The 17,136-nt window shown below is 37.8% G+C and carries 23 protein-coding genes; 6 read left to right on the top strand and 17 right to left on the bottom strand.

Annotation, left to right across the window (positions count from 1 at the left end; translation table 11 throughout):
* Window positions 1-43: 43 nt before the first annotated feature.
* From AB3I27_RS12640 to dnaX, 8 genes are all read right to left on the bottom strand, one after another.
* On the bottom strand, window positions 44-391 hold the full coding sequence (locus AB3I27_RS12640; RefSeq protein WP_002288076.1) for a DNA replication initiation control protein YabA: 348 nt from the start codon (window positions 389-391) through the stop codon (window positions 44-46).
* Window positions 384-1,208, bottom strand: a complete 825-nt coding sequence (locus AB3I27_RS12635; RefSeq protein WP_002292343.1) for a stage 0 sporulation family protein — start codon at window positions 1,206-1,208, stop codon at window positions 384-386. The genes AB3I27_RS12640 and AB3I27_RS12635 overlap by 8 nt, the downstream gene beginning before the upstream one ends.
* 35 nt (window positions 1,209-1,243) lie before the next feature.
* The gene (holB, locus tag AB3I27_RS12630) at window positions 1,244-2,182 is read right to left on the bottom strand and encodes a DNA polymerase III subunit delta' (RefSeq protein ID WP_070872736.1); all 939 of its coding nucleotides are present in this window, start codon (window positions 2,180-2,182) and stop codon (window positions 1,244-1,246) included.
* A gap of 13 nt (window positions 2,183-2,195) precedes the next feature.
* Window positions 2,196-2,525, bottom strand: a complete 330-nt coding sequence (locus tag AB3I27_RS12625) for a cyclic-di-AMP receptor (RefSeq protein ID WP_002292340.1) — start codon at window positions 2,523-2,525, stop codon at window positions 2,196-2,198.
* Between the two features lie 14 nt (window positions 2,526-2,539).
* A complete protein-coding gene (gene tmk / locus AB3I27_RS12620) occupies window positions 2,540-3,184 on the bottom strand; it encodes a dTMP kinase (RefSeq protein WP_002292339.1) in 645 nt (214 codons plus the stop codon).
* Between the two features lie 63 nt (window positions 3,185-3,247).
* Window positions 3,248-3,844 carry a recombination mediator RecR gene (recR, locus tag AB3I27_RS12615; protein ID WP_002292338.1) on the bottom strand — a complete coding sequence of 199 codons (597 nt, stop codon included), beginning with the start codon at window positions 3,842-3,844 and terminating at the stop codon, window positions 3,248-3,250.
* A 24-nt stretch (window positions 3,845-3,868) separates the two neighbouring features.
* Window positions 3,869-4,183 carry a YbaB/EbfC family nucleoid-associated protein gene (locus AB3I27_RS12610; protein WP_002329006.1) on the bottom strand — a complete coding sequence of 105 codons (315 nt, stop codon included), beginning with the start codon at window positions 4,181-4,183 and terminating at the stop codon, window positions 3,869-3,871.
* Between the two features lie 20 nt (window positions 4,184-4,203).
* A complete protein-coding gene (gene dnaX / locus AB3I27_RS12605) occupies window positions 4,204-5,949 on the bottom strand; it encodes a DNA polymerase III subunit gamma/tau (protein WP_002329005.1) in 1,746 nt (581 codons plus the stop codon).
* Window positions 5,950-6,163: 214 nt separating this feature from the next.
* On the opposite strand from dnaX, the gene AB3I27_RS12600 reads away from it, so the two are divergent.
* Genes AB3I27_RS12600 through AB3I27_RS12590 form a run of 3 tightly spaced genes read left to right on the top strand, consistent with a single transcriptional unit; the run spans window position 6,164 to window position 9,414 of the window.
* Window positions 6,164-7,411, top strand: coding sequence for an SPFH domain-containing protein (locus tag AB3I27_RS12600; protein ID WP_368023014.1), 1,248 nt, complete (start codon window positions 6,164-6,166; stop codon window positions 7,409-7,411).
* Between the two features lie 24 nt (window positions 7,412-7,435).
* Window positions 7,436-8,620, top strand: a complete 1,185-nt coding sequence (locus tag AB3I27_RS12595) for a hypothetical protein (protein WP_002315433.1) — start codon at window positions 7,436-7,438, stop codon at window positions 8,618-8,620.
* A complete protein-coding gene (locus tag AB3I27_RS12590; protein ID WP_002335525.1) occupies window positions 8,617-9,414 on the top strand; it encodes a TPM domain-containing protein in 798 nt (265 codons plus the stop codon). The genes AB3I27_RS12595 and AB3I27_RS12590 overlap by 4 nt, the downstream gene beginning before the upstream one ends.
* Window positions 9,415-9,795: 381 nt before the next feature.
* On the opposite strand, the gene AB3I27_RS12585 is transcribed toward AB3I27_RS12590, so the two are convergent.
* Entirely contained in the window at window positions 9,796-10,452 is a 657-nt protein-coding gene (locus AB3I27_RS12585) for a Crp/Fnr family transcriptional regulator (RefSeq protein WP_002289231.1), read from the bottom strand.
* 192 nt (window positions 10,453-10,644) lie between these two features.
* Between AB3I27_RS12585 and AB3I27_RS12580 the strand changes: the two genes are divergently transcribed.
* Both AB3I27_RS12580 and AB3I27_RS12575 read left to right on the top strand, forming a co-directional pair.
* Window positions 10,645-10,923, top strand: coding sequence for a hypothetical protein (locus AB3I27_RS12580; protein ID WP_002335524.1), 279 nt, complete (start codon window positions 10,645-10,647; stop codon window positions 10,921-10,923).
* Between the two features lie 18 nt (window positions 10,924-10,941).
* Window positions 10,942-12,150, top strand: a complete 1,209-nt coding sequence (locus AB3I27_RS12575) for an MFS transporter (protein WP_002315436.1) — start codon at window positions 10,942-10,944, stop codon at window positions 12,148-12,150.
* A gap of 146 nt (window positions 12,151-12,296) precedes the next feature.
* On the opposite strand, the gene AB3I27_RS12570 is transcribed toward AB3I27_RS12575, so the two are convergent.
* The 7 genes from AB3I27_RS12570 to AB3I27_RS12540 form a co-directional block, all read right to left on the bottom strand.
* Complete coding sequence (locus AB3I27_RS12570) at window positions 12,297-12,662, bottom strand: DUF2512 family protein (protein WP_002289228.1); 366 nt, start codon at window positions 12,660-12,662, stop codon at window positions 12,297-12,299.
* Between the two features lie 156 nt (window positions 12,663-12,818).
* Window positions 12,819-13,064 (bottom strand): hypothetical protein, encoded by a 246-nt coding sequence (locus AB3I27_RS12565; RefSeq protein ID WP_002310235.1) that lies wholly within the window; start codon window positions 13,062-13,064, stop codon window positions 12,819-12,821.
* Between the two features lie 54 nt (window positions 13,065-13,118).
* Window positions 13,119-13,520 carry a hypothetical protein gene (locus AB3I27_RS12560; RefSeq protein WP_002320697.1) on the bottom strand — a complete coding sequence of 134 codons (402 nt, stop codon included), beginning with the start codon at window positions 13,518-13,520 and terminating at the stop codon, window positions 13,119-13,121.
* Window positions 13,521-13,541: 21 nt separating this feature from the next.
* On the bottom strand, window positions 13,542-13,925 hold the full coding sequence (locus AB3I27_RS12555; protein WP_141762868.1) for a hypothetical protein: 384 nt from the start codon (window positions 13,923-13,925) through the stop codon (window positions 13,542-13,544).
* A gap of 3 nt (window positions 13,926-13,928) precedes the next feature.
* Window positions 13,929-14,255 carry a hypothetical protein gene (locus AB3I27_RS12550; RefSeq protein ID WP_070872579.1) on the bottom strand — a complete coding sequence of 109 codons (327 nt, stop codon included), beginning with the start codon at window positions 14,253-14,255 and terminating at the stop codon, window positions 13,929-13,931.
* A 166-nt stretch (window positions 14,256-14,421) separates the two neighbouring features.
* The gene (locus AB3I27_RS12545; RefSeq protein WP_070872583.1) at window positions 14,422-14,784 is read right to left on the bottom strand and encodes a thioredoxin family protein; all 363 of its coding nucleotides are present in this window, start codon (window positions 14,782-14,784) and stop codon (window positions 14,422-14,424) included.
* A gap of 333 nt (window positions 14,785-15,117) precedes the next feature.
* Window positions 15,118-15,432, bottom strand: a complete 315-nt coding sequence (locus AB3I27_RS12540) for a hypothetical protein (RefSeq protein WP_024636481.1) — start codon at window positions 15,430-15,432, stop codon at window positions 15,118-15,120.
* A gap of 377 nt (window positions 15,433-15,809) precedes the next feature.
* Between AB3I27_RS12540 and AB3I27_RS12535 the strand changes: the two genes are divergently transcribed.
* Complete coding sequence (locus AB3I27_RS12535) at window positions 15,810-16,706, top strand: helix-turn-helix domain-containing protein (RefSeq protein ID WP_148411550.1); 897 nt, start codon at window positions 15,810-15,812, stop codon at window positions 16,704-16,706.
* A 92-nt stretch (window positions 16,707-16,798) separates the two neighbouring features.
* Here the strand turns inward: AB3I27_RS12535 and AB3I27_RS12530 are convergent, their stop codons facing one another.
* On the bottom strand, window positions 16,799-17,062 hold the full coding sequence (locus AB3I27_RS12530) for a type B 50S ribosomal protein L31 (RefSeq protein ID WP_002290330.1): 264 nt from the start codon (window positions 17,060-17,062) through the stop codon (window positions 16,799-16,801).
* Between the last annotated feature and the right edge of the window lie 74 nt (window positions 17,063-17,136).

Here is a 17,136-nt window from a genome sequence, read left to right as displayed (position 1 = left end):
ACTGGAGCAGTCTTTCTCCGCTCCAGTCTCCTCTTGTTATTGATCATCGACCGCTTTCGCGATAGATCACTTCTAGACAAAACGCACAAGGCTCGTCATTGTCCCGTCTTGATCCATATAAATCGTAGCAGACATGGAAGCCTTCTTCATAAATTTTTTCAAGATTCATACGAGACTTGGAAAGTTCTTGCTTCACATTTTCAGCTGGAGCTTGTGCAACTTGGTTCAATTCCCGAAGATGTTCTCGCAAACGTTGATTTTCCATCTCCAAAGTCGTATTTTTTTCTACGATTTCATGCAAAGCATGCTTCATTTCAACAAGTTCTGTTAATGTATTTCTCAACTCTGATTCTAACTGATTCAATCCGTCGTATAATGATCTCTTATCCATTTATCTCACCTACTTGGATAAATTCTTTCAATTCATCCCATTCATATTCGACAGGATTTTCCCGTCCAGTCAGCCGAATACTAACGATACGGCTAAGCAGATTCAACCCTACGACTTTCCCTTTACCATCAGGTGTAACAATTACTTTTCCAAAGTCAGGGAGTTCTTTTTTTGCTGTCTCGTATTCTTCGCTCTCATATTGTAGACAGCACATCAAGCGTCCGCATAAACCGGAAATTTTTGTTGGGTTCAAAGATAAGCTTTGATCTTTTGCCATTTTGATCGATACGGGCACGAAATCGCCTAAAAAAGAAGAACAGCATAATGGACGCCCACATGGACCAATTCCGCCTATTATCTTCGCTTCATCGCGTACACCAATTTGTCGAAGCTCAATACGAGTACGAAATACAGCGGCTAGATCCTTTACCAATTCTCTAAAGTCGATTCGCCCGTCCGCCGTAAAAGAAAAAATCAGTTTGTTTCGATCAAATGTATATTCAGCTTTGATTATTTTCATTTCCAGCTCACGCAACTGCACTTTTTCTTTTGCGATTTGCAATGCATCACGCGCATCTTCTTTATTTTTTTTGTCTTTTTCTAGTTCAGCTTTTGATGCTTTATGCAAGATTGGACGAATAGCTTCAGGAAGGTCATTGGGATCAATCTCTTTTTTAGGAAGGACAACAGTAGCAATATGTAAGGATTGCTGAGATTCGACTAATACCTTGTCATTATAAATATATTCAGAGTCTCCTGGTGCAAAATAATAGATATGACCTGCATCTCTATATCGGACACCTACTACTTCTACCATTTCCATCCTCCTCGATTCTCGTCCTCTGCGGCAAGCTAAAAAATCGTCTGCAAAACGAACTGTTCCGCAACAGCTTGAAAACCGACATTGCTACGTAGTTTCTGCTCTGCGATCAATATTCGTTCAATTATCTGGTTTATCTGTTTCACTTTGCCATATTCGCCTTTCGCTACTGCTTGACGCTGTGCTTCCTGATAATAAAACATCAGGACAGATAATCCTGTAAACTGCTGTGTTTTTTCTTTAAATGATTTCACTAATTTTTTTTGGACATAGATAAAGGCTTGAGTGTCTTGCTTTTGCAAGTAAACGAACCATTGATAAATCAAGTCCTTAGCATCATTAAACCATTCATCTTGAGAGATTTCAACTGCTTTTCCTAAACTGTTTGTTAAGAAAGCCAAAAGTTTTGATTTTTCTAATGGAATCTGCTCTTCTTGCAATCGATGGATCAATGCTTCTTTTGAAAGTTCTTGAAAATGCAGCACTTGACAACGGGATTGAATAGTAGGGAGAATCCTTCCTACTGCATCTGTCTCTAATACCGCTAAAAAATCTCCCGGTGGTTCTTCCAAAAATTTCAACAGACTGTTTGCCGCACTGCTATTCATTTTTTCAGCTTCTTTAATCAAAAAAACCTTTTTTCTTGATTCATATCCGCTGCGACTGAATTCCGTCTGCAAACGTCTGATCTGGTCAACTTTGATTGTTTGTCCGTCCGGTTCGATAACCAGAACATCTGGATGTTCTTTCTTTTCGATCCGCTGACACTTGTTGCATTTTCCGCAAGGCTGATTGTCTTCCATTTGGGTACAGAACAGGTGCTGTGCGAGCCACACACCTACTTCATGTTTTCCTGTTCCTTTTTCTCCTTCAAAAAGATAAGCATGAGCGAGACGCCCATGCTCAAAACTCCGTTGAAGCTGCTGATACACGATCGGTTGCATTTGAGCCAAGTTTATTTCTTGATTCATAGCTCAGCTCCTCCTAAAATTGATGGAATCCTTCAACAGGTAAGACGAAGACTGTTGCACCGCCTACTTCTACTTCTACTGGATAAGGGACGCCCCCATCCATCGAGATATCCAATGTAACAGGTGTAGATACAAATTGTTTTCTTGATTCACACGTTTTTTTGATGATTTCCAATGCTTCTTCTACTCGATCATCTTCAATACCCACGATAAACGTGCTGTTTCCAGCCTTAAGGAAGCCGCCTGTCGATGATAATTTTGTGGCACGGATATTTGCATCAATCAATTCATTTGATAAACGGTTGCTGTCTTTGTCTTGGATAATCGCTAAAATAATTTTCATAAACGTTCACCTTCCTAGTTTTCAAAAAATTGCGGATATTGTTCAATAATTGTATGATAACTTGTTTGCAGCACTTCTTCAAAGCTTTTTCTTGCATCAACTTTGTGGATTCTTTCCGGATTCTCTTCTGCCAGCTTTAAGTAAGCATGTCGTACACGCTGGTGGAATTCCAAACCTTCCGAATCTAAACGGTCGATTTGGTTTTGTCTGTTTTTCTTGATTCTTCTTAATCCGGTGTCTGAATCTACGTCAAGATAAAGGGTAAAATCTGGCGTAGTACCTTCTGTAGCAAACTCATTCAACCGAGCAATCTCGGTAACGCCGATGCGTCGGCCTGCACCTTGATAAGCAAGAGAACTGTCGACAAATCTGTCGCATAAAACGATTTTCCCTTTTGCCAGAGCAGGCAAGACCTTTTCGACTAGATGCTGTCTTCTTGCCGCCGCATAAAGTAGTGCTTCCGTGCGTTCATCCATCCGATCATTTTTTGGATCCAGGATCACCGCTCGAATCTCTTCAGCAATCGGGATGCCTCCCGGTTCTCTTGTTTGAATGATTTCTGTTTTTGCTACTTCTTTCAAAAGAGGGAAAAGTTCATTCAAGATGCTGGTTTTTCCTGCACCATCAGGCCCCTCGATTGTAATAAATAGTCCGTTCACATTGTTGCCCCCATCTCTTATGCTGCTTCTATATTGTATCTGAAAAAACATTTAATTAGAAATTTATAACTCGCGTCTTCCTTCGACAGCTTTCAATAACGTGACTTCATCTGCGTACTCGATATCAGAGCCTACAGACAACCCATGTGCTAAACGTGTTACTTTGATACCGGCTGGTTTAATTAGACGTGAGAGATACATTGCTGTTGCTTCTCCTTCTGTTGTCGCATTTGTTGCGATGATCACTTCTTTTACATCTGCATCATGCAGCCGCTGCAGCAGCGAAGAAATATTGATATCTTCTGGACCTGTCCCTTCCATCGGTGATAACACACCATGGAGTACATGATAAAGTCCGTGATATTCCCGCATTTTTTCCATTGCCATTACATCTTTCGGCTCTTCGACCACTAGGATAATGCTGCGATCACGTGAAGGGTTTCTACATATTTCGCAAGGATCTTCTTCTGTGATGTTTCCGCAGATACTGCAAAAGTGTAAATCTCGTTTTACACTTAACAAAGATTTAGCAAATTCATTCACTACTTCATCTTTCATATCGATTGTATAAAACGCGAGTCTTGTCGCTGTTTTCTGGCCGATTCCTGGAAGTTTCATATAGCTGTCGATCAGTTTCGCAATTGGTTCTGGATATTGCATATTCATTACTCCTTCAGTTTAAAACTAAAATCCTGGTAACCCTTTTGCGTATTTCCCTAATTTTTTCTCAGTTTCCACATCAATTTGTGTGATTGCGTCATTGACTGCCATTACGACAAGATCTTGAAGCATCTCAATATCATCAGGATCAACGACTTCTTCATTGATTTGGATATCCTTCATGCGGCGATCACCTGTAAATACGGCTTTGACCAATTCATTAGTGGCTTTACCTGTAAATTCTGTTTTATTTAGCAGCTCTTGTGCTTCCGCCATTTCTTTTTGCATTTTTTGTACTTGTTTCATCATGCCTTGCATATTGCCCATTCCACGCATCATAATTATCTACTCCTTTTTTCTTAGTCATCTACTACTGTAACAGCCTCGGAACCAAAAAGTTCCTCTGCTTTTACTACAAGTGTTTCTTCTGGTACTTCCTGTTCTTGAGGGAGTAATTCGATTTCTCCTTCTGATTCTTCAGAAGCAAAAGAATTTTCTGTTCCCTCTTCTTGTGCTTGCGTCAAATAATTTTTTCGAAGTTCCGGCCAACTTTCTCTTGTGATATAAACCGGATCAGGCGCATAGTCTTTGATCATTCGGCTTAAATTATTGTGTACCGAAAGCTGCAGTTCTTCGTCGTTTGCTGCTCTTTGACAAACAATCTCATAATCAAATGCAATCACTAATCCTGTAGGGCCAGCTGCAACTGGTTCACTTGCTTTAAGCATTGCCCGCTGAGTGACAGAGAGGCTCATCAGCAAATCTTCCCATACTTCTTTTACTTGGTTCAGATGCTGTCTTGTCGCTTCCCGCAGAACTTTATATACCCGTTCCGTCGGTACCCGATACGTACTTGTTTGTTTTTTGTGATTCGTCTGCTGTACTGGCTGTACTTTTGTATTCGCAGTTCCTGTGTTACTGCGAAGTTCTTTGATTTCGTTTCTCAGTTCCTTGATCTCTTGTTGCAGCTGTTTTACTATCTGATCATCTGCTGATGCCATTTTTGCTGAAGGAACAGAAGCAGACGGTAGCTGTGCGAGTTTGACTGTAGCGACTTCCAAATAAATAGCGGCACTATTAGTAAATCGGATTTCATTTTGTGTATCGCTTAAAATCTTTATCATTGAAAATAGCTGTTCCGCTGAAACAGTTTGTGCCAATTCTGTAAATGTACTTCTGATCGTACTTGATTGTTCTTCAACTAGATTGGGCGCTTGCTGATACATCAGCAGATCACGGCAGTATTGTAACATATCCTCTAGAAAGCGACGTGATTCTTTGCCGGCTGCGAGAATTTGATTCAACGCTTCCAATGCTTCTGGTACTTCTTTTTTCACGCAAGCACTCAAGTAGCTGTCCATCATTTCGTCTGTCAAGCTGCCTGTTACTTGCATGGCATCATCTAAAGTAATCGTTCCTTCACTAAATGAGATTGCCTGATCGAGAATACTCAATGCATCCCGCATCCCGCCTTCTGCAGAACGGGCAATCACATTCAATGCAGCTGGTTCATAGCTGATAGTCGATTCTTTTAAGATAAATTCAAGATGTTCGACAATATCTGCCGTATTGATCCGTTTAAAATCAAATCGTTGGGTTCGTGAAATGATCGTAGCTGGTATTTTGTGAGGTTCGGTCGTTGCTAAGATGAATATGACACTTTCTTTTGGCTCTTCCAATGTTTTCAACAAGGCATTGAAAGCTCCTGTTGAAAGCATATGTACCTCATCAATAATGTACACTTTGTACGCTGCCTTTGTAGGCGCATAATTTGCCCGATCACGGATAAATCGGATTTCTTCGACTCCATTATTGCTGGCAGCATCGATTTCGATCACATCTTCTTGTGTACCAGCAGTGATTGATCGACACATTTCGCATTCGTTGCATGGTTCACCGTCTTTACTGTTCGGACAGTTGATTGCTTTTGCGAAAATCTTTGCTGCACTTGTCTTTCCGGTTCCTCTGGGTCCTGTAAACAAATAGGCATGTGAGGTTTTGTGGGAAACAATAGCATTTTTTAGTGTCTGTGTCACAGCTTTTTGTCCAACGATGTCTTCGAAACGCTGCGAACGCCAGACTCGATAAAGTGCTTGATATGCCATAAGGATCCCCCTTTTTTAAAAAATTCACTATCTCTTATTATACGTGATATTTGGGAAAAAAACTACTATCCTTCTCGGCTTTTTCAGGTATTTAATCAATACGCAAGTTTCCATTTCAATTCCGTCTCTAGTCCGAGAAGTTTCACTTCTTCCTATGGTATAATAAATAAACAATAATTGTTTGGCATTAGCTGAATCAGAGGAGGAATTTTTTATGGGTCTTATCAAAGCAGCAACAAGTATGGTCGGCGGCGGTCTGGCAGATCAATGGCTAGAAGTCATCGAACCAGACAATATGAGTGATACAACGGTTATGACGAAAGGTGTCAAAGTTCGCAAAGATGACAAACGTGGCTCCAATCGTAAAGGAACAGAAGATGTTTTGACAGACGGAACAGTCGTCCATGTCTATCCAAACATGATGATGCTTTTAGTCGATGGTGGAAAAATCATTGATTATACCGCTGAGGAAGGGTATTACACCATTAAAAACGACGCAGCTCCTTCCATGTTCAACGGAACACTGAAAGAAGCAATTGCTGAAACATTTGACCGATTTAAATTTGGTGGCGTTACACCGCAGAAACAACAAGTTTTTTATATCAACCTCCAAGAAATAAAGGGAATCAAATTCGGTACGAGTGCGCCATTGAACTACTTTGATAATTTCTATAACGCAGAATTATTCTTACGGGCACATGGTACTTATTCTATTCGTGTCGTTGACCCGATTTTATTTTATACAAACGCAATTCCTAAAAACAAAACACAAGTAGAAATCAATGATATCAACGAGCAATACTTAGCTGAATTCCTAACAGCATTGCAATCAGCAATCAATCAGATGTCTGCGGATGGACAACGGATTTCTTATGTACCATCTAAGAGTCTGGAGTTAAGCAAATACATGGATACTGCACTGGATGATTCTTGGCGCGAGTTGCGAGGGATGGAGATCGTCTCTGTCGCTGTGGCCAGCATTTCTTACACAGATGATTCTGTGAAACTAATCAATATGCGTAATGAAGGGGCAATGCTAGGTGATCCTAGCGTGCGTGAAGGATACGTACAAGGTTCCATTGCCCGTGGAATGGAAGCAGCCGGAAAAAATGAAGCAGGAGCAATGACTGGCTTTATGGGCGTAGGTATGGGAATGAATGCAAATGGCTCTTACCTTTCCCAAGCGGCTCAAAACAACCAAGAACAAATCAAGCAACAAGCTGAAAAACAAAATCAACAAGCCGCACAAGGGAATGCAGATACTTGGACGTGTCCAGTCTGTGGGACAGAAAATTCCGGAAAATTCTGTTCCAACTGTGGCGCTGCCAAACCAGTAGAAAAAGCTCAACCTAAGCTACAGATGCGTTGCAGCGAATGCAACGAGATTGTGAATCTTTCCAACGGCATCCCTAAATTCTGTCCAAACTGCGGCAAACCGTTTAAAGGAATCCCCGTTGATTAATTTATTGAGAAAGGTGTGCAGCTGATGGATGTTCTGACACATAAATGTCCTAATTGCGGCGGTCCGTTGACTTTTGATCCTAAAGACCAAAAATTTCATTGCGAATACTGCCTGAATATCTATACCGAAGAAGAAGTCAGCCAATATGAGCAGAAGCAAAAAGAAGCGCGTATGGCTGGCGAAGAGAACAAAGAAGAACCTTCGCCTACAGAAGATTTTACTTTTACAGCCCAAGAACAGCTTACCGACATGAGTGAAGCCGAGCGCAAAGCGTTTGACGAGGCAGGCGGTTTTTCAGATACAGCGGACGAAGCTGCAGGTAATACTGTAGCGATGGATCTTTTCCTTTGTCCCAACTGTGGTGCAGAGATTGTGACCGATGCGACCACTGCTGCGACTTATTGTTACTACTGCCATAATCCCGTCGTACTATCGGGACGTTTAAGCGGAGAATTCTTGCCAAACAAAGTACTTCCTTTTGCTGTCGAGAAAGAAGAAGCAATCAATAGATTTCTCGCTTGGACCAAGAAAAAATGGTTTGTTCCAAAAGCTTTTTTCAATAAAGACCAAATCGATAAGCTGACGGGTGTATATTTCCCTTATTGGGCTACAGATGCTGAAGTAGATGGCACAATGCAGGCAAACGGCACCGTTATCCGCATTTGGCGAATAGGTGACATCGAATACACAGAAACGAAGCAATTTGCTGTTTCAAGAGCAGGCAAGCTTTCTTTTAAAGAACTAGTAAAAAATGCCTTATCAAAAAATACGCAACAAAAGATGGTCGAAGGTGTGCAACCTTTCCCGTTAGATAAAGCAATTGATTTTAAAAGCCAGTATTTAGCCGGGTTCCAAGCAGAAAAAAGAGATATCGAATACGAGGCAATCAAATCGCAAATCCAATCTGAATTAAAAGACTATTCAGAGAAGCTGTTAAAAGATACTGCCAATGGGTATACAACATTGACAGGTGTCCGAACCTCTGCTTCAATCACAAATGAAGTAAATAATTACGTATTGTTGCCGGTATGGCTCGTTACTTATCGAAGCAATGACTCAAGTAAAAAAGTCTACTACTATGCAATGAATGGACAAACAGGAAAAGTCAGCGGTGTCCTGCCGATTAGCCAGAAAAAATTAGGACTGACTGCTCTTGGGATTTTCGTTGGACTAGCGATCCTCTTTCTGATCGGAGGTTACTTGATATGATGAAAAAATTCTTTTTGTTCTTTCTTTTGCTAGTAAGTGTTAGTTGGCCAGTGGCTACTCATGCGGATACAGCAACGGTAAATGACGAGGCTGGGTTGTTCACTACAGATCAAATCCAATCTTTGGAACAACAGGCAGAAAAGCTGAATGAAAAAATCAAGGGACGAGTCTTGATCGTCACAACTACTTCTAATTCAGAAGAACCAAGAGACTTTGCCGATAATTACTTAAGAAAGGCAGTCGGAAATGATCAAAATGGCTCAGTTTTGCTATTGGATATGGGGCAGCGTGAAATCTACATTTCGACTTCTGGTAATATGATCGATTATTTGACTGACAGTAGAATCGATTCGATCTTAGATGATGTTTATGATCAGATGACGAATGATGCCTACTACGATGCTGCAAAAGCGTACTTGTCTAAATCAGCCACATATGTGGAAGACGGAGTTCCAGGAGGACATTATCGTGTAGATGAAGAAACTGGCAAAATCACACGCTATAAAGTTTTGACGACAGTGGAAATCATCATTGCTGTTGTTTTGGCTCTTATCCTTAGTCTTGTCTTTTATTTTGTGACTGTTTCGCGTTATCAATTGAAATCAGGCATCTACAAATATCCGTTCCGAGAAAAATCCAGTATCAAATTAACTGAAAAAACCGATCGTCTGACAAATTCTTTTGTCACGACAAGAAGAATCCCCAAAAGCCCACCTCCTGGAAGCGGCGGTGGCGGAAGTACTACCCACTCTAGCGGTGGCGGGACTTTTGGCGGTGGCGGAAGAAGTTTCTAAAAATAGCTAAATGAAAGTTCGCAAAAAGAGGCTGTGACAAAAATCGTGTCACAGCCCTTTTGTTGCGAATAAACGGTGTTCAAAAGCTTACATCTGCGGTAATAAGTCCAGCCAAGTAAAAACATTAGGAGCTGTTTTTACTTGGCTGTTCTTATTACTTGATGCAGAACAGCTTTTTTACAACCTCTTGGTAAACGGTGTTCTATCAGCTGACCCTCGGTATTAGCTCAAAACGCTGATTTCACAACCTCTTATTCACGGTGTTCCAGAAGTAGCTTCTTCGAAAATAAGCCGAAATTTGACAAAAATTTGAGTAACAATTTTCGTAAATTCCTTCTTATTTCTTGAAGCTGACCACTTCTGTTACAACCTCTTTGTTCATCAAAAGATAATATTGTCTTCTAACAAGTCCATATTCAAAATAACGATATGATGATCTTTCACTGTGATAATACCATCTTTTTTCAACTGCTTTAAAATTCTGTTCACACTGCTAGCAGTTGAAATACCACAAAATTTGGCGATTTCTTCATTTGTGATCGAAAAATCGATCAGCATCCCCTCTTCTGTTCGCACACCGAATAAATCATATAATTCGTAAAGTTGCGTACAAACAGCTCCCAGTTTTCCATTTAACAGCATTTGTTGCATTTTTTTCATCGAATAAAGCAAGCGATAGCGGTAATACTCTTTTACATAGTGTTGCAGCTTTGGATCTTGGTTGATATTTTGCCAAAATCGTACACGATTGATTCGATAAAACTCTGCATATTCTGATTCAACTCGAATATTATACGGCGAATCGATGAATTGTGAATATTCGTCTTTTAAAAGAGAGACGATTTCAAGATCTTTGATATAGCGAAGGTTAAATTCTCTCCCATCATTTGAAATAACACTTGCTTTTACCGTTCCCTCTTTCAAGATATACGTATGGGAATCTTCCATCCCTTCGAATGTCAAATATTTATGATATCCTTTGCGTATTATCGGAAAATCATTTTTATCCAAATATTCCTTTAAGACTCTACTATCCAATGATGCTCCCCCATCCAAACTTTCATCTAAAAAGATCATACAGTACTTTAAAACTTTTTAAAGTCCAAAGGTATTTTACTAATGATATTAACATTTGTTAAGTACCTTTTTCTATCACTTATGCGATTTTTTTCCTTTTTTTTATTCGTTATACTGCAGAAGTAAAATTTTTTAAGAATAGAGGGAAAAAACATGAATTACTGGATGAAAACAATCATTAATCGATTAGAAACAGCGTATCAAACAAGATTTGACATGAAAGCTTCTTTAGTCTTTTTAAATGATGCGTATCAAAACTCGATCGAATTGATCAAAGCAGTGGATGAGAATCCAACAAACGAATGCGAAGAATTTTTAAACCTGTTTATGTCTACACGGGATTTATTTATTCGCCAACTTGTTGATCGCTATCCATCCAATTATCACGATGTAGAAGTCCAAATACAAAAATTAAAAGCATATTCAGCTTAAGGGGAATGTATAACATACATGGAAAAGAAATTATTTAATAAATATTTTATCGGAATCACATTGATCAATTTTATTGTCTACCTGATTTATTATCTATTGATGGTCATCATGGCAGTCATTGCGCAAGACACATTACACGCCAGCTTGAGCCAAGCAGGTTTTGCTTCTGGAATATATATCATCGGAACATTGCTGGCACGCTTATTCATGGGTAAACAGTTAGAACTATTTGGTCGGAAGTTTACCTTAAGAGGCGGCGCGATTTTCTATCTTCTGACAACATTAGCTTATCTTTATACACCAACTATCGGGGCATTGTATTTAGTTCGATTCTTGAATGGATTTGGTTACGGTACAGTTTCTACAGCTACAAATGCTATCGTTACTGCATATATCCCTGCATCTAAAAAAGGGGAAGGCATCAATTATTACGGATTAAGTACTAGTTTAGCTGCCGCTGTTGGACCATTTTTAGGAATGATTTTGCTGAACATGACTGACTTTCGTTTCATTATTTGGTTTTCAATTGTACTGGTCTTCTTTGTTACGATTGCCTGCCTTGTCTTTCCTGTAAAAAATATTCCATTATCTGAAGAACAAAAAACATCTCTTCGTTCATGGAATATCAATAGTTTTATTGAAAAGAAAGCACTTTTCATTACAGGAATCGCCTTTTTGATGGGTCTTTCTTATTCAAGTGTTTTATCATTTTTATCTTCTTATACAAAAGTAATCCACTTAGTTGCTGCTGGGTCATTTTTCTTCGTCGTATATGCTTTGGTCATCACGTTTACACGTCCATTGACTGGAAGGATTTTCGATGTCAAAGGAGAACAATACGTGATGTATCCTAGCTATTTATTCTTAACAGCAGGATTATTTTTACTGAGTGTAACGACAAATAGTGTGACATTGCTTATTTCTGGAGCATTAGTCGGCTTAGGTTATGGTACGTTCATGTCAAATGGACAAGCTGTCTGTTTGAAGATCGTAAAAGAACACCGCATCAGTATTGCTTTGTCTACCTACTTTATTGGTTTAGACCTAGGCTTAGGGGTTGGTCCTTATTTGATGGGGATGCTAAAATCTCTTACTTCATTTAGAGGATTGTATGTGATTGCCGGAGTCATTCCATTGATATGTACAGCGCTCTATCTTGCGAATGGCCGAAAACATAGTCATGAAGCAGAGGGCGAATTGATTGAATCATTGAAAAATGAAATTTAATCTTGATGAATAGATAAAAAAACCGTTCAGATCTGAAAATGATCTGAGCGGTTTTTTGAGTAAAAATAGTTTATGATTATTCTTAATTAAACATCTATTTATTTTTAAAGCTTTCATTTATCGATAAGAATAGTTTAACTGTTGATTTATTCCATTTTCCGTTCATCTGGTACGATTCCTTGACTTAGCAACCACTTGTGGAAGAACCATTCTGCCACACCAATCAATAGAGCAGGAATCAAGACTTTCATCCAAATATCGACTGTATCATTCATAAAGTATAGATAGAGCCACAAGATAACTGCAGCTGAACCAGCATCTGCGATCGTTGCTGCGATGTTTCCTACTTTACGTAAGATCAACAGATCCCCTAGCACATAGATCATCACTACGATAATTACCCCAACAATCGTTGAATCCATAAAGCTAACACCGTATAAACCGGTCAGCACGACCCAAAGAATTGCCCAGATCATGATTGCCTTCACTACCAACGCCTTCACATGTTTCATTTTCTGCACTCCTTTCTTCTGGATAAAAAAGTAAGGTTATCTAACAAGATAACCTTTTCGTTATTATACCATCGGCTAAGAGAAGCGAGCAAAGATAAGGTCCTATCTAAGAAAATGAAAAAATGGGAAAACACCTTAGAATATTCACGCAATAATTCATCCATACAGACATTCGATATGGTGTTCCTTTACTTTCTCATACTGTTCTTTTGCCAGTTCGTTACTTGTCACCAGATAATCGATTTCATGAAAAGCAATGGCTTGATGCATGAATTTATGTGCGATTTTTTGCTGTGTAACTAAAACGGCAAGCCGGTCTGCTTGTTTTCTATTTTTAGGTAAATGGTTTTTTACTTCGAAATAACCCCTCTTCATTTTGTTAATATAAGGTGTTTTTATCACTTGTCTTATAGCAAACTCTTGAATTTGCTCTCATTTATAATTATTCTAATTTCTTTACTTTTTTATTAACTCTATTCCCATCGCATTTGAAGTCGTTCCAGAATCTAGCTTACTGCGTATAACGAATATACGCTCATCATCTCTCTTATCCAATGTGTAGGCCCATTGATTATCTTCACAATATATCGTCAACCCATCATTTACTTTTATGCCTGTGAAAGCACCATTAAACTGGTGTTTATCATACGAAATGTCTATTGAATGTTTATCAATGTTGATTGTCCACATTGATTCATCTCCCGTATATACCCATTCTCCACAAAAAAAAGTTAGCTGCTCCCATTCTTCCTTTGATAATTCTAGTTCTTTTTTCTTCGGTTGACTAGCGGGAGAAGAACAAGCCGTACATAATAATATTGTTACTAGAATAAGAGAAGAAATTTTTTTATACTTCACTCCTAACACCCCTAATGCTATTTATAGATAATGCCAAGAAAATAATCCTGAATCTTGTTTGAATACCACCCCATGAGTACTAATCAAATGACTGGAAGGGTCCAGTAGATCATATCCATAGCTTGAATTACTCCATGGATTCCATACGGAAATCGTTTTATAAAAATCAAAGTTAGCGTACCCTCTAACAACAAACGCATGCCTATCCTTCCCTCTAGTTTGTTTTAGCGCAGATACCCAATATGGCCGATTCGCATTAATTTCAAGCATCGTTCCTTCTGCTGTAGCTGTCCCCCATCTATTTGAAATACTATGAAATCCATAAGAATTAGCGTAGCTAATACATTGGATATTTGAGGCAGATTCATCTGCTAAATTGGATGAACTTGGATACAAGGTTGACATCATCTATCGTGCAGTAGGAAAACTTTTCTTGGTTTGATAACGGATAATAGCTGTAGTAGCGTATGCTGCACACCATGAAGTTTTCCCTTGATTTTCAAGAAAATCCAAGTTTAGATACTTTTGTCCATATGCTTTGGATAACCTATCAATAGTTTGACTATCCGTAGATAAGCTAAAAATAAATTTGTTCTCGCACTCATTTGTCAATGTACGAAAATTGAAATTACTTAATTTTAATTCGCTAGGACTGACAAAGCATCCATAGGCAAACGAAACCGCTAACAAAAGCACTTGCTTAGAATAATTCTCTAAGTAACGTAAATCCACCATTTTAATTATTTTCCCTAATTTTTTCCAAGATCAACTCAATATCTTTTCTTAATTGTGCTATTTGACGTCGCGTATCATCATTATTTTTTTGAAGTATTTTCAGAGCGTAAAGACAAAATACTAAAAATAAGCCTAGAAGTATCATGCTATATATAGGGATAAACAACTATGCATCCTCCTCAAAAATAGTTTTATTATTTTCTAAAAATTCAGAAATAGCTTTTTCAGTGTAAACACCATCTAATCTATCAACTAAAACACCTTTAGAAATGATTAATAATGAGGGTACTACAGTTAAATCAAGCTTTTCAGCTACTTCCTCTAAGCTCTTTTCATCTTCGTTTCGAGCTATATCAGTTCTATAGTAGCTGGCTTTTATTTCTATACTTTTTAATATGTTCCGAAGGGTAGGTTCGATTTCTTGGCATTGAATACAAGTCGGTCTACCTACATATAATAAGAGAGTATCAGAACCTTCAAGCTTTGATTTTAACACTTCTGTCTTTATCTCAGGTAGAATATTATTCATACCAAATCTGCCCGTTTGAAAAAAAATCAACGAGAATGCTACTACAAAGAGACATAGAAACGATATAATTATTCTGCTAGTTTTAATCGACTTTTTCACATCTCATCAATCCAATCAAAGTTTAAAACAAGCCACTACAGAACTCATCGTCCCAGTGCCTAAAGCTACGAAACCTCCAATACAAGCAGCATAAATAACTGGTATAGCTGGGCACGAACCAACACAAGCTCCTGCAATGATAGTCGCAACGTATTTACTAATACCAAGAACAACAACAATACAAGCAATTTTAGCAGCAACACCTCTACTCTGAGGTAACAAAACTCCTTGCTTTTATACATTTTGCATGTCCTTCTTAATTTGCTCGTTAGATAAAAACTCTTCATTAAGTAAATCAGATTTCATCAATTTACCGTTTACATAAGATTCAATTTGAATTTTATTGTTCAACCCTCGACTAATAATAGTTTCTTGATATCCTTCATTTTCTCCATTCTGACTGTAAGTAACCGTCAAATTACTAAATAAATTATAGTCATCGCCTACTATGGGCACTGTGATCGTATAAAAATCCTTTGAATTTTCTGTAACTTGTAGAACTTTTGCGTTTGTTAAATCCAACGAGCTTTTTGGTACATGAATAATCATATTTCTATTGCGTAATTCATTTGAAATCTTGACTTCATATCATTAGTTACTATTGTACTTACTAACTTTGTAGTTTCCGTAATATCAAACAACTTCGTGAATATATCTAATTTTTCATCCGTAAAATCTGAAATCATTTTTTCATTTGTTGTCTTAGAATTAACTACTTTGCTTGCAGAAACATTTAGAACTGGGATAAATAATCGATCGACAATCTATCCACCACCCAAATAACAACCTATCCCCGATTTTCAATATTAAATACACACCTCCCGTGTTTTTATTTTATCTACTATGTTATTATGATTAAAAATACGTATTATTTTCATTTTGTGATTAATTTGCGCATAACAATTATAAAAGAACGGAGCGGTGATATGGATAGCGGGGAATTGCTTAAGAAATTGCGTGTAGAAAGAGGTATCTCTCAAAAAAAATTAGCTCACAATATAACAACAAGAAATACATTATCTAGATATGAAACTGGAAAAAATAGCATACCTTTTGTTATTTTATTGGAATTTCTTGATAAATTGAATATAACCATGGATGAATTTGTCTTATATCTAGAATTTGATAGCATACGAAAGAAAAATAAAAAGATAAAAGATTTTATTAAAGCTACTAGAGAGAATAGAGGATCACGGAAGTATACTTTAGAAATCATTCGAAAAAAAGCAAATACTACACGAGACATTGTTGATATTCGCAACTATTTAATCATAAAAACTTTTGATTGGTATACTCTGCCCATAGAAAAACGTAAGCTGAATAAAAATGATAAAAAACACTTGGATCACTTTGCCAATTATTTAGAAAAAGTAAATGAGTGGGGAAGATTTGAAATGATCAGTTTTAGCTCATTACTATTTCTTTTTGATACAAACTATATTTCCCAAAGGCTTACAGAAATCGAACGCAAAATTGAAAAATACAACGATTTTGAAATATTTCATCCGATATTATCCAGTCTTTATAATAATGCTTTTCTTTTAATGTTAGAACGCAAAAATATTCACTTTTCTAAACAATACTTACAAAAATTTGAAGCTACTCATCATAGATTATTGTTTGCAAAAGATACTCAGATATCCATTCAATTTTATAAGGCATTAATCTGTCATATAGAAGGAGATAGCATCAAAGGACGAAAACGAATAATGAAAATTTTACAAGGACTAGAATTATTAGAGATGGATAGTTTAATCAATGAATTTAAATTTGATTTAATAAAATTCGAAAAAATTTACTGTATCCCACCCATTTTTGAGTAACGATATCCATCTATTCATTATGGTCAAAAACGAAAAAAAACAGACTATCCCTATCGGATAGTCTGCTAAACGTTGAATTATCAGCGTTTTTATTATTCCGCAGCGTTTGCGTCTTTGAGACCGTATTTTTTGTTGAAACGGTCCACACGTCCGTCTGCTTGTGTGAATTTTTGACGTCCAGTGTAGAATGGATGTGAGTCAGAAGTTACTTCGACACGGATGACTGGGTATGTATTACCGTCTTCCCATTCAACTGTTTCTTGTGAAGTTTTTGTTGAACCTGACAAGAATTTGAAACCAGTTGTTGAATCCATGAATACTACTGGGTGGTAATCTGGATGGATGTTTTCTTTCATGATTTTTTCGCTCCTTTGCCCTGCTCCATTTGCTGAACCAGAGTTGATTTGTCGATTTACAACATTAACATCTT

Origin of the sequence: Enterococcus sp. C46, assembly GCF_040887565.1 — a bacterium.
GTDB lineage: Bacteria > Bacillota > Bacilli > Lactobacillales > Enterococcaceae > Enterococcus_B > Enterococcus_B lactis.
The sequence above is the reverse complement of the archived record's forward strand: the minus strand, read 5'-3'. Positions and strand labels throughout refer to the sequence as shown.